The organism is Corallococcus sp. Z5C101001 (genome assembly GCF_007352635.1).
Classification (GTDB): Bacteria; Myxococcota; Myxococcia; order Myxococcales; family Myxococcaceae; genus Corallococcus; species Corallococcus silvisoli.
This window is the reverse complement of the sequence record NZ_VKLU01000005.1, coordinates 1,153,372-1,167,735: the sequence shown is the minus strand read 5'-3', so window position 1 is coordinate 1,167,735 and position 14,364 is coordinate 1,153,372. Positions and strand designations below refer to the sequence as shown.

Annotated in this window: 2 protein-coding genes; both read left to right on the top strand. The window is 67.9% G+C overall.

Annotated features, from left to right (window positions below; genetic code table 11):
- Positions 1-8: 8 nt before the first annotated feature.
- Positions 9-13,871 carry an RHS repeat-associated core domain-containing protein gene (locus FOF48_RS15105; protein WP_143902066.1) on the top strand — a complete coding sequence of 4,621 codons (13,863 nt, stop codon included), beginning with the start codon at positions 9-11 and terminating at the stop codon, positions 13,869-13,871.
- Positions 13,862-14,266, top strand: a complete 405-nt coding sequence (locus tag FOF48_RS15100) for a DUF6086 family protein (protein WP_221938235.1) — start codon at positions 13,862-13,864, stop codon at positions 14,264-14,266. The genes FOF48_RS15105 and FOF48_RS15100 overlap by 10 nt, the downstream gene beginning before the upstream one ends.
- The last annotated feature ends 98 nt before the right edge of the window (positions 14,267-14,364 follow it).

Here is a 14,364-nt window from a genome sequence, read left to right as displayed (position 1 = left end):
GCAGGGGGATGCGACGCGCGTGGCTTTGGGGAGCCCTGGCGCTGACGGTGGTGGCGGGTTGCAGCAAGAAGCAGGACGCACCGGTGGCGCCAGCGGCGCCTGTGTTCGTGTCCCGGGCGCCGCTCACTCCGGCGCTCGCCCAGGCGTGTTCGTCGGTGGAGCCGGTGTCGACGAATACGTCGTGGCGCGGCGGCACCCTGGTGGTCTCGGGCGGCACCCAGGGCAGCGCGCAGATTCCCGGCGCGGCGGGGGAGCAGGCCCTGCTCGTGGTCCAGAACGGCGACGGTCAGGGCCTGAATGGCGTGCAGACCGCGCAGGTCACCTTGGATGGCGAGGCGGTGCTGACGCTTGCTCCCGGCACGCCCCTCGCGGTGCGCCGGGTGGTGCTGGGCGCGCCCAGCCTCCTGACGGTGTCAGCCACTGGAAGCGGAGAGGTCCGGGCCTCGGTCGCGGCGCTGACCAACCTGCCGTGCGTCCTGTCGAATCTCGTGGCGCAGGTGGTCAGCGATCCCCTGAAGGAGGATTCCTTCGACTGGAAGAGCTCGGAGACGCTCGGCATCGTGATGGTGGACCTGGTGGGCGAGGACACCACGGCTCAGGTGCTGCTCAATGGCGTGGATCTGCTCGCGAATGTTCCCGTGGCCGAACGGCGGACGTTCGCCGCGGCCGTCCCGCTTCAGGCCAACAACACCCTGAGGCTGGAGGTGCAGGGAAGCAGCGGCGGCAGCGCCCGGGTGGCCGTGTTCGACGCGGACGCGATTCCCCCCTCCCTGATGCTGTACGAGCCGGAGCCGGGCGCGTATTTCACGTCATCGCCCGCCCACTTCTCCGGCCGGTTTGGCATCGATACGAAGGATGTCACGGTCAACGGACAGACCGCGGGGCTCGTGGGGCATGACGGCTTCCAGTTCGAGATGGCCCTCACCGAAGGCATCAACGCTGTCACCACCACCATCCATGACAGCTGTGGCAACACCCGCCGCGAGTGCCGGCCGGTCGTGCTGGACAGCGAGTCCCCGGTGCTCGAGATCAGCGGTGTCTCCGAGGGGCTCGTCACCAGGGGACCGGTGACCCCTGTCTTCAGCGCGACTGGAGGAGCGGCGCCTGTCGTCACCACCGCCATCTTGAATGGTCTGCCTCTCCAGAGCGGGGACCCGGTTTCGCTTCAGGACGACTACGACCTGCTTGTCAGGGCGGAGGATGCCCAGGGGCGCGTCGCGCTGAAGCGGATCCACTTCGCCATTCGCACCGAGCCCCCCACCGTGGTGGTCACGGGCGTCGCGGATCAGCAGATGTATCCCGGTCCGGTGACCATCACGGTGGAGGTCACCAGTCCCTATATCGAGGCGTTCATCGTCAGCCTGGACTCTGGTGAATTCAGCAACGGCATGGTGGTGACCGCCCTCGGTCCCCACACGCTGTACATCGTGGCCCGTGACGCCGCGTACAACTACAACGTCCAACTGATCCGCTTCACCATCAATCCACCTCCGGTGCTGACACTGGTGTCCCCCACCAACGGCACGGTGACGAATCAAACCTCCGTGGAGCTGGTCGTCCATGTGGCGGACGACGAGACCGTGGGGGATGTGAAGGTGGGGGAGACCTCCTTCGTCCATGGAGAGGATGGGAACTGGCGTACCACCGTGTCGCTGACGGAGGGCAGCAACGTCTTTCAGGTGGTGGCGTACGACAACCTGGGAAGCACGGGGACGCTCCCGGTGCAGCTCCACCGCGACACGTCTCCTCCGGTCCTGGCGGTGGATACCCCGGTGGACAACGCGGTCGTGAGCACCGCCGAGGTGACGGTCTCGGGGACGGTGGCGGACGCGACCCCCGTGACGCTGACGGTGGCTGGCATTCCGGTGACCCCCGACGCTCAGGGGGCCTTCTCCACGCAGGCCGCGCTCGCGGCGGGCGTCAACACGCTGACCCTCATCGCGACGGACGCCGCGGGCAACGTCACGTCTCTTTCGCGCACGGTGACGCGCGCCACGGCACTGCCCACGCTCATCGTGACGGACCCGCCAGACGGCTACGTCTTCACGGAGAGCAGCGTCACGGTTCGCGGTGAAGCCTCTGTTCCCGACCCCACCGACACGCCGGTGGTGACGGTGGATGGGAGCCCGGTGGTCGTCCACGCCGACGGGACCTTCGCCCATGTCCTCGCGGTCGAGGTCGGAGCGCGGACCGTCGTCATCCGGGTGACGGACAGGGGCGGGGCGAGCGTTCAAAGGACGCTTCAGCTCCTCCGGATGCCCAGGGGCGGCGACGCGGGCGTGCCTCCCGGTCAGGATGCGGGCACGCAGCCCTCGCAGGATGGCGGGGCGCAGGGCCCGCAGGACGGTGGTTCCACGGGCGCTGACGCGGGGCCTCCGTTCGAACTGGATGCGGGCGCTCCGGAGCCGCAGCCTGCTCCGAGGCTGGTGGTGACGGCGCCCGACGAGGGCGCGGTGTTGGGGGGCTCCCGCTTCGCGGTGACGGGCCAGGTCGAGGGTGGTGAGCTGCCGCTCCAGGTGACGGTCAATGGCTTCGCCGCGACGGTGGCGGCGCGGTACTTCAGCGCCTCCGTCGGGCTTCTGGAAGGGCCCCAGACCTTGACGGTCGAGGTGACGGACGCGCGGGGGCGGGTGGCCTCGGCGGTGCGCGAGGTGTCCGTGGATCGGACGCGGCCCTGGCTCGACATCACGGCCCCTGCGACGAACCCCGCGACGGTGACGCAGAGCCCGTACCTGCTGAAGGGGACCGCGGGTGATGCGCACCTGTCACGTGTGACGGTGGCGGGCGTGCCCGTGACCCTGGTGGCTGGCAGCTTCGCGGTGCCGGTGCCGCTCCAGGTGGGGGCGAACACCATTGAAATCGTGGCGGAGGACCTCGCTGGAAACCGTCGCGTGCTCAACCAGGTGCTGAACATCGCCAGCGTGCCGCCGCAGGTGACCGTGCTCACGCCAGCGGATGGGACCGAAGCGGACTCGGATCAGATCGACGTACGCGTCCAGGTGAGCGGTGGGACGGCGCCCGTGACGGTGGCCATCGGTTCGCTCCCGGCCACGCTCGTGTCTCCAGGGGTTTACGCGCTGAAGGTGGCGCTGGCCCTGGGCCCGAACACCATCGAAGTGGTGGCGACGGACGCCAACGGCATGTCCAGCCGGGCGAGCGTCGGGGTGCGCTACCGCGACGTGGAGCATGAGCCGCTGGCGGTGTCCGGCGTGGCTCCGGCGCCAGGGGCCACGGGAGTGGAGACGGACGCGCTCGTGAGCGTGTCCTTCAACAAGCCGGTGGACGCGGCCACCGTGGCCAGCCACTTCGAGGTGCGGGCGCGGGGCGAGAAGCTCCAGGGGGGCTACTCGGTGGCGCCCGGCGGGCAGACGGTGACGTTCGTCGCGCGCGAGGCACTCCCGGCTGGGGAGCGCATCTATGTCAGCGTCAAGGATGCGCAGGCGGCGACGGGGCCGGATCAGTCCACGGCGTTCGCCAGCGAGTTCACCGTCCGCCGTCCGTTGACGGTGGTGCGCGGCGTGGTGCTGGACGAACGCCAGTTCCCGCTGTCCGGCGTGCGCGTGGAGGTGGTGGGGCAGGCAGGCCAGTCGACGCGCACGGGGCCGGATGGCAACTGGGCGCTGATGGGCGTTCGCGGCGGTCAGCAGGTGGTGGTGCGCTACGAGGGAGGCGCCACTTCGGATGGCCGGTCGTTGCCCACGGTTCGTCGCCCGCTCTTCGTGTCGGCCGAGCAGGAGACGCAGGACCGGCCCCTGATGCTCTTCCCGGTGGAGGGCGCCTCGGCGCAGCCGGTGAACGGCGTGGTCGGAGGGGCGTTGACGTTCAACGGCGTGCATGGCGCGCTGCGCTTCGACGTGCCCGAGGGGGGCCTGACCTTCGCGGATGGCTCGGCGGAGGGCACCCTCACGGTGACGGAGCTGCCGCCCCATGGCCGTCCGGTCCCCATGGAGGACCGGGCATCGCTGGCGGCGCTGTGGCAGCTGGGGCCCGAGCGCGTGCAGTTCCTCAAGCCGGTGACGCTGACGCTCCCGCTCCCCGAGGACACGCAGCTGCCGGCCGGACGCATGGTGGTGCTCATCGCGTTCGATGAGCGGCGCCTGGCGCTCAAGCGCGTCGGCTTCGCCCACGTGAGCACGGACCGCAAGTCGGTGGTGTCGGACGGGCCGGTGGCTTCGTCCTCGTTCGAGTTCTTCGGCTACATGGAGATCACCCCCGCCCAGCAGCTGAAGGTGGAGGCCGCGCTGGCCCAGTCAGGCGGGGGAACGACGGGCGGCGGTGGGGCGACGGACGGCGGGCTGGGCCTGCGGACGTCCCCGCCGAAGCAGCGCTCGCTCTGGCAGGAAGTGGCCGGCTTGATCCTGGCGCAGGCCCATGCCCAGGGGCTGCTGGGCCTCGTGCCGCTGGGTCTGAGCGCGATGGACTCCTTCCCTGGGGGGACGGCCCACGCGTGGGGCGTGGTGCGCGCGCCCGCGGAGGACGAGACGCGCCTGGAATTGACGGCGCCCGCGGAGGCTTCGCTCGGACAGACGGTGGAGGTGGACCTGCCGTACACGCAGGGCATCGGCTTCGTCGCGCGGTATGACGCCAACGCGGCCCTCGCGGACCCGGGCGGCGAAATGGTCACCGCGAGCCTCTCGGGTGTTTCCCCGGACGGCACGCCACTCGCGCCGGGCTCGGGCGCGACGTGGACGGTCCAGCAGTCCAGTGAAGCGACGCTGGCCACGGCGGTGACATTGGCGCCCGGGACGACGACGCTCGTCCTGACGGGGGCCACGCGGTTCGACACGCGCGCCATCGAGCTGAAGGCGACGTTGACGCCGCTCCCTGTCGATGGCGGAGTGGGCATCCCCAAGCGAGCGACGCTGCTCCTGCGGCGCTCGGAGGTGAGCTCCGAAGGCGAAGCGGACCCGCTGCACGGCGCCGCGCGCTTCCAGGGCGTGCGCGTGGACATCACCAGCGTGAACGACACCGCGGCGCAGACGGGCGAGGCGGGCAAGTACAGCACGCTCGTGCAGGTTCCCGCGCCCAACACGCAGAGCATCGCCTGCGCGGACATCCCGCTGGGGCCCCGGTTCGTGGCGCGGCTGGACGCGGAGGGCAACACGCGCTTCGACAGCGTGGGCGGTTCGTTCCCCGTCTGCTCGCCCATGTTCTGGCTGTACCCAGGGGGCGCGACGCGGGCGGACGTGCTGGTGGATGTGCGGCTGCTGCACGGCGGAATCACCTTCAAGCACAAGGATGGGCAGCGGATCCCGGCGGTGTGCGCGGGCGCGGCACCGACCCAGCGGGATCCTCAAACAGGCGAGGTGCTGCGCATCTCCGAGGCCGACGTCGCCACGACGGAGGTGCACTTCTTCCGTGAAGGGGACCTGGATCATCCGTTGGCGCGCTACGCGGTGACGCGTCCGTCGGTCCAGGCGTGTCCGGATCCGGCGAACCCGCCGGAAGTGCCGCAGGGCCAGTACTCGCGGCTGCGGCTGGGGCCGACGAACTCCGTCTCGCGGGCGACGCGCACGCGGTGCGAGCAGTTGTCGGTGGAGGGCGCCAGGACGGCGGAGGAGCGCCTGTTCCTGAAGAACGAGTGCACTGACAGCAACAGCGGCTTCCTCCGGTTGTCGGAGGGAGACCGGCTGGTGGTGTTCGCCGTCAACCACGCCACGGGCTATTCAGGCATGGCGACGGTGACGGTGCCGGCCATCAACCGCAACGCCCGGGTGGACGGCAAGTGTCCGGCGGACGCGAACGGTCCCCTCCAGATTCAGGAGGGCTCGCAGACCTTCGCCATCTCCCACTGCACGCAGCAGGAGCTGGGTATCCCCGGGGATGTGGACCTGTATCCGCCGGAGATCGACGTGCGGGTGCAGCGGCGCGCACAGGACGACGGGGTGCCGCAGGCGGCGAAGAAGCACCTCATCCGCACGGGCGGCGCCGGGACGACGCGCGACGACTACGTGCAGGTGGTGACCCATTGGCGCGTCCGTCGGGAGCGTCGACTGGCGGCGGGCCCGGGAGCGGGCGCTCCGGATGGGGGCTCGGACGGGGGCACCTGCGTGCGTGGGCTCCATGCGGACGGCGGCGCGTGCGCGCCGGGCCTGCTGACGGACGACGACGCGGACGCGGGCGTGCCGCTGGAGGTGTTCTGTTCGGAGCTGCCGGCGACCGCGTCGGCCCTCCAGTTGGCTTCGTGCCTCCAGGATGACCAGGAGCTGAGCGACGTGCCGCCGGGGGTGCCTCCGCTGGCCGGGCAGATCGTCCGGGTGACGGGCAGCGCGGTGGAGCAGCCCGCGGTGACGACCTTCCCCGTGGCGCCGGGGCAGCACTCGGTGCACGTGGAGGCGGCGCTGAGGAGGCTCAACGCGGATGGAAAGACGGAGACCGTCAACAGCCTGCTGAGCGCGAACTACTACCTGCACATCGTGGGCAGCCGGTTGCTGGAGCGCGACCAAAACGGCGACGGTTGGGTGAGCCCCGCCGAGGACGTGGCGAGACCGCCGCACTTCGAGGAGCCGAGCCCGCGGGGAACGAACCCGCCGGGGCTGCCGGCGCAGGCCCTGGTCCTGAAGAACGTCTTCAAGCGCTACGACACGAAGGGTGCGCTGTCCGAGCAGTACGACATGGCGCGCGAGCACGAGTTCCGCATCCTCGGGTTGAAGCCGACGAGCGTGGAAGCGAAGGGAGACGGTTCGTCGCGTGACCTGTCCCAGGTGGCGGAGCCGGCCGCGGCGGAGCGCGACCTGGCGTATGACTTCCTGGCCCACCTGATGGAGCCGGAGGACCCGGGTCGCGCGGGCACGCTGAGTGGCGACTACCGGGTGCGCCTGGGCAGTGACGCGTTCGGTATCGACTGCCCGTTGAAGGTGGACGCAGTGGCCCACACCCTCGTGGCCAACTGCGGGGGCGAGTACCTGGCGGAGGTGCTCAGCGCGAGCGACATCCTGTACCTGGAGCTGTACCTGAGCGGGAACGCGGAGAACGTCCTCTACCGCTTCAATCTCTTCGGGCTCGCGTCACGCAAGGACGTGCTGGCGGCGTCGACGGAGTACCTGGCGGAGGCGGCCGTGGAGCCGGACGCCGCGGATGGCACGGCGGCCATCGGCCGTCCGGTGGGCCGCCCGGCGATGAGCAACTTCTTCGTGGAGCCGGAGCAGTTCAGCGCGGGAGTGCTGAAGCTGTGCAGCACCCCTGGCTGTGAGCAGTCCATGGGCAACCTCCTCAAGGAGGCGCTGCTGTCACGCGCGGTGGACGGGTCGTTCAACGTGGATGAGACGGAGCGCGGCCGCGTACGCGAGCAGCTGCAGCTGTCGCCGCAGGCCTCGGCGTCGGGGGCGAGGCGCTTCCAACTGGCGCTGCCGTCCGACCTGGCGAGCATGCCGGGTAGTCCACTGGGTGCGCGGCCGGTGTACCTGGTGTTGGAGTCCGCGGCGAGCCTCGCTGCTGGCGAACGGACGGTAACGGCGCTGGGCAAGCCCGAGGGCTCCTACAACGCCGCGAACGCGCGGGCCGTGGGGCAGGCCTCGGTGTCTGGCGTGAGCGCGTCGGACGGGCACCTGTCGTTCTCCCACGAGGACTTCTCCGTGCCGTTCCTCAACGGGGCCTTTGGGTTCTCGCGCACGTACAACAACCAGGACAACGAGCTCGCACCGCTGGGCCTGGGCTGGCGTCACAACTTCGAGGGCTTCGTCCGCGAGGAGCGCTTTGGCCGGTACGTGGTGGTCGTCAACGGGCAGGCCTACGGCTTCCCAGGCTGCGTGACGCCACCGTCGTCGGAGCCCGCGTCGCGGGGCAACGCGAGCGCGTGCACGACGGACAACACGCACGGTTTCACGCTGACGGTGGATGCGCCGGTGGCGGCGTCCGAGGGCGACACCGTCGTCCTGACGACGCCTCGGGGCGAGCGCTTCGAGTTCAACCGGAGGGCCATGGGCCCCTGGGACGAGGGCAAGCGCCGCTGGCTGCTCACGCGCTTCGGTGATGCGCACAGGCGCGCCGATGGCAAGGGCTGGACGACGCTCGCATATCTGCCGTCGTCGGACCTGGTGTCGACGGCGACGCGGCGGGGAGAGTCGGGGGAAGTGCAGCTGGCCTTCGGCTACGAGCCGGTGGACCTGCAGGCGCCCGGCGTCTCTCCGCTGTTGCGGTTGATGGTGCGCAGCCAGGGCTTCCAGTGGCTGAAGACCGTGACGCTGGCTGGAGGCATGGGAGGTACGTACACGGCGACGTTCACGCGTGACGGGGTTGGCAACCTCACGCGGGCGGCGCGGAGGCCGGGGAGCCCGTTCCTCATCTACAGCTACGAATACGAGCCCGTGCCCCAGTCGCTGGGGGCGACGGCGCGCTGGGCGGCGCTCAACGAGCTGTCGGTGGCGCGGCTCATCCATGGCGCCACGGAGGATGCGGTGGGGCCTGTGCAGTGGTCCGCCAGGTACCTGCGGCAGTCGCCGCGGGCGCCGCACCCGCATGTGTCGACGCGCGAGGTGGTGTCGGAGGTGGTGGAGACGGGGATGGCGGGCGGGAAGCTGACGATGGCGTACGGCACGGGTGGCAAGCGCTCCGTCACGCGGCCTGACAACGTACAGGTGGACCTGCAGCTCAACACGTCCAACAACGTGTCCACGAGTCAGACGCCCGCGGGGCAGACGAAGCAGCAGTGGCCGAGCGACACGAAGGGGCAGAAGGTGGTGGTGGACCGTTCGGAGTCGCCCACCGGGCGCGTGATGAACATGATGTCCGACGCGAGTCTGCAATTGACGGACGCCGTGTTGACGAAGGGGCCGGACAACAGCCTGCCGGTGGCGGGCCTGGGGGTGGACCGGAAGCTCGTGCACTTCGAGCTGGATGCACGCTTCGGCCTGCCGACGACGTCGACGGTGAAGGTGGGGCTGGGGTCGGCGAGCATCACGAGCCCCCGCAACGCGACGGGAGACTTGACGGAGCTGACGCTGTCCAACGCCGAGGGCACGAAGGCGGTGTTCCAGGCGCCGGAGTACGACGCGGACGGTCTGCTCAAGCGCTTCACGGACGCGCAGGGCCGCACGGTGCGCAATGACGACTTCAACGGCCTGGGCCAGGCGCGCAAGACGGTGACGTCGCTGGAGGGGGCCACGGGGTTGGGCATCCTGTCGCGGATGGTGACGTACGACGCGTACGGCCGGGTGCTGCGCTCCGAGGAGCTGGAGACAGGCGTCTACGAAGCATGGACGTACGACGGGCTGGGGCGGGTGCTGACGCTGGAGCGGTCCGGGACGCCACCGGAGCAGTGGACATACGCGTACGCGGAGACGCAGTCGCCGGAGGGCAAGCCGGTCCTGACGGTGACGGAGACGCTGGCACAGGCGGATGCGGAGGCGGGCGGCACGACGTCCGCGCACCTGCGGACGATGACGTACGAGGACGGGCAGTTGATGAGTGAGTCCATGCGTGTGGGGGACCCCGCGCGCATCGTGACGACCTCGTATGCGTATGAGAATGGTCAGCTGAAGAGCACGACGGATGCGAAGGGCGACGTGCGGGTCAACGTCCATGACAGCGCGGGCCGGTTGGTTCGTGTCACGGTCAATGGCGTCACGGAGATGCAGTACACGCTGGACGCGGAGGGGCATCCCACGGTCATCACGGATGCGCTGAAGCGAGAGACGAAGGTGGCCTACGACGAAGCGGGCCGAGCGGTGTCGTGGGATTGGGGGGACGGCGACACGGAGTCGGTGACGCTGGATGCGCAGGGCAACGTGGTGCGCCGGGTGCAGGGAGCCACGGGAAACCACGCGCTGGCGTTGACGCGACTGGATGCGATGGGGCGTCCGAGGAAGACAGACAGCGAGCGGGTGGACGGCGCGGTCCATGAGGAGCGTCTCTACGACGCGGCAGGCCGGGTGACGCGGGTCGAGGACGCGGAGCTGGGGCTCGTGGAGGAGATGGAGTACTCGGACGTGCTGGGGCGGCTGACGCGCACGACGCGCACCGTGCAGACGTCGAATGGCCGCTCGCTGTCGCTGGTGGAGACGCGGACGTATGACGACCCCGCGCGGCTGGTGACGTTGACGCGCACCATCGACACGGGCAGCGGCCCGCGCACGGAGACGCAGACGCAGTTGATGGATACGGCGGGCCGGGTGCTGGAGACACGGCGCGATGTGGACGGCCACGCGGCGGTGGACACGTACCGCTATACGGAGCGGGGAGACGTGTACCGGCACGTGTCTCCGACGGGGGCGGTGACGCTCAGCACCTACGACGCGGCGGGACAACTGCTGCGGGTGAAGGACCCGGAGAACTTCACCAAGACATACGTGCGGGACAACGTGGGCCGGGTGGAGAAGGAGCTCGGTCCTCACCCTGGCTACGAGAGCACGCAGACGTACGACGGGTTGGGGAGGCCGGCGGTGCGCACGGTGGCGGCCTATGGAACGACGCCGAAAATGGAGTGGACGTATGCCTATCTCCCGGACACCCACGAGACGATGGAGACGGCGGTCCTGGGAGCTGGCGGCTCCATCGTGACGACGCGGCGCCACAACGCGCGCGACCGCCTGGTGAAGGAAAGCGTGGCGGGTGGAACGGCCCGCCGGGATGTGACGGTGGCGTGGGAGGGGCCGTGGGAGAAGTCACGGGTGGTGACGGAGGGGACGGGGTGGACGGCGGGCACGACGTATGACTCGCGGGACGACCGTGGTCGGGTGTTGGAGCAGAAGGAGACGTGGGCGTCGGGGGGCGCGTCGTACCGGTATGAGACGACGACAGCGTGGGTGAAGCGCACCTCGACGACGACGACCGTGGACACCGCAGGGGTCCAGAGCGACACGCGCAGTGCGCAGGCGGAAGTGGACTCGCTGGGCAACGTGGTGTGGCTGAAGCAGGGAGGGTATGCGGACGTCTGGGATTACGACGCCGCGGGCGTACTGGCGAAGCAGCAGAAGGCAGGGATGCCAGCGACGACGTACGCGTATGTGAATGGCCTTTTGAAGACGGAGTCCTACGGCGGCGAGACGACGCAGTACAGCTATGACGCCGCGGGGCGCGTGACGGACCAGACGCATCCGGATGGAAGACAGACGCACTATGAGTACAGTCCGCGAGGCCTGAAGTTGTTGGCGCGCTACGGGAAGGCCAGCGCGTGGGATGCGACGACTTATACGTACGACGCGAACGGGACGCTGGAGACGGTGACGTACGGGGCGGAGAGTCCCGGTGAGAGTCAGATGTGGACGTACTCGCGAGGGGCGCGAGGCGAGTTGCTGGGGGCGCAGCATCCCGCGGTGGGTGCCTTTGTATATGGGTACGACGGGCTGTTGCGGCTGACGGAGGTGAAGCCTCCGACGGGCAGTCCGACGCCAGCGCAGACCTTCTCCTATGACGCCCTGGGGCGTCAGGTGCAGCGGACGCGAGGGACGTCGACGTGGCTGACGACGTGGAGTGGGGGCGTGTCCACGCAGGTGGATGCGAACCACGACACGGTGGTGACGCTGATGGACGGCCGTGGGCGTCCGTCGCGGGTGGCGTACCAGCCCGGGGCTGCGAGCGCACCGAATACGGAGTTGACGGCGGTGGCGCTGGCGTACACGGCGGCGGACCAGCCGTGGCGAGTGGAGGAGACGCGAGGAACGCAGACCCTGGCGAATGTCTACACGTATGACGCGCGGCGGTTGCTGACGCGACAGGCACGCGGCACGGATGCGGTGGATTACACGTACCGGCCCAGTGGGCAACGCCTGACTGTGACGTCTCCGGCGGGAGTGGTGACGTATGGGTATGACTCGCTGGAGCGGCTGAGTTCGACGATTGGCCCTGCGGGGACGACGGACTTCGAGTGGGAGGCCGGAGGCGGGAGGCTGCTGTCGGTGAAGGGCGGCGGCCTGGTGGAGCGCCGCTGCTACGAGGGGCGCGGTCGGCTGAAGGCGGTGCTCAACGCGAGCGCGGATGCGGCTTGCGACACGCTGGCCACGGCGGTGGGGCTGAAGAGCCTCTTCGAATACACGTACGACGCCCGTGGCAACCGGATGACGGAGGACTACCGGGATGCTCCGGGAGGGATGCTGAAGCGGACGGAGTACGGGTACGACGGGGCAGACCGGCTGACGGGGGTGAAGTACGAGGATGGGCGGGCGGTGCTGTACCGACTTGCGGTGGATGGGACGCGGCTGGAGGAGAAGGAGACGGCGGCCGGGTATTCGGGAGGGTTGACGCCGGACGCATTCAGCACGGCGGTGGCGCAGCGGCACTGGCGCTATGGGCTGGACGCGAGGGGTGGACTGGAAGGACTCTTCAACGAGTTGGAGCCGAACCCGGCGCAGCAGCGGCTGGCGACGTACGTGACGGACCCGGTAGGACGGGTGAAGTCGGAGCAACGGGGCGGGGCTCGCAAGGACTATGGCTGGGACGCGGCGGGACGGCTGACGAAGGTGACGGTGGCGTCCGAAGTGGCGGGGGAGGGCGGCAGCGTCACGACGCAATACCAGTACGGCTGGGATGGGCTGCGGGTGGCCCGGACGACAGGGGCGCAGACGTCGACGTACCAGTGGGCTGGAGGCGCGTTGGTGGAGGAGCGTCTGGCGGGGCAGCCAGCGCTGCTTTACACGCAGGGCGGAGGCATGACGGTGGCTGTGGGCGCCGAGCGCATTGCCCACGATGGATTGGGCAGTGCGGTGGGGCGCTACGCTGCGACAGGAGCGGGCACCCAGCACCGGTACGACGCCTGGGGCGCCTACCGCAACGGCACGGCCCCCACATCCACTCAGGGGAGCCCCGGGTACACCGGCCACGCCTGGGACGCTGAATCAGGGCTTACATACGCCCAGCAGCGGTGGCTCGATACGGGAATAGGTCGTTTCCTCTCCGAGGACTCTATTGGGAGTGTGTCATATCTGGCTACGCCCAATGAGCTGAATTCGTGGCTCTATGCTGCAGGGAATCCGCTGAGATATACAGACCCCGATGGTCGTGATGCTGTGTCAGATACCGTGGGCGCCTGTGGTGCTGGGTTCGTGGATGACTTGCTTTTGCATGATAGTGAGTGGAGTGATTCCACGGCTGAGTATCGGGAGAATTACCGGTCATGTAAGTTTATTCAAAATGCTGCAGTTTATTATCGTTCGCAAAGCGAAGCAGCAGTTGCGTTTCGTCTGTGGGTTTTGAAAGACGAGCATTTGCGTGCTGGCATTGGTGCTTCAATGGCTGTAATCGGTGCCTTACACCCTAATGCGGAGGGAGAGAACCTCGCCCCGGAAATTCGGCAGTCCTATCAGATGGTTCATAAGCCGGCCCAAGTCGCAGTGCAGGTTCTTGAGCTGCGGTCAGTCCTGCCGTCAAAGCCCTCGGCACCTCCCATGGACTTTGCTTTCAGCGGAGGTCATGCTGCTGAGTCCACTGCTATGGCTGGACCTGGAATTGCCTTTAGACCGCCATCGGCAATGCTTCCCTATGTTATGGCGCAAGGGGGTGATTCGGATCACAAGAGCGACAGTCGTGGGGAGAAGGCAGGTGTTGCTGAAAAACAGGGGAAGACTCGACCTAAGAATCAAAATTCAACACCTTTTGATGGGGCGACGGAACATAATGTGTACGATCCTGCTACCGGAAATAGAATCACTGATATCGATCGCATTGAGAAAGGGGTCCTTTGGGAGCTGAAGGATGCAGGTGACAATATGGTGCCAGATCCTGCCATCTGGGCGGCCAAGCATATTTTGGGGTCGAAGGGGAAAATAGCAAAATACATCAAGGCAAGGCAGTTTTTGCCGGGATATGAAAATGCTCCCTTGGGATTGGATTTCACAAATCCTGATGTTACGCCTGAGTTCAGGGGTGCCGTTGAAGCTGCGCTGGATGCTCTTCGGATGCAACACCCAGATGTTGAAATCAAGGTTCGATGGAGGTGAGTGTGGGAGTGCTATTTCAGTGGCAAGATAATGTGGTGTGGGATCCGTCGCCTAGGATAGCTCGGCTATTCGTTTCTCAGGTGCGAGCCTTGGAGAAGGCAGTGGAGACTCAGAGTGGAATTGGCGATGTGGTTGCCGACGAGGTGATGGTCGACCCAGTTTTGCTTGGGGTGTTCATCTTGGTGCTTGTGAGGGAATTGGACTCGGAGGGGAAGGAGACTTCGAAGAGTTTGATGGGTGGAGTGTTTGCGGTGGCGTATGGGATCTTGGTTGCTTGTGCTCCAGAGGTTGCGACCTTGATGGGGAAGGACACGAAACGTCTTGCTCGTAGGGGCGAGGTGCTGGTGTCCGGAAAGTATCGGGTTGGGCCTATTTATGAGGGGCTTTTTGATTGATGCCGTGTGTCAGTGTCGGTGCGGTCGTTTGAGTGGTTGAGTGTCCGTGCGGTCTAGCGGGCTGTTGAAGAAGCCTGGTTTGCTGGCACGAGGCCGGG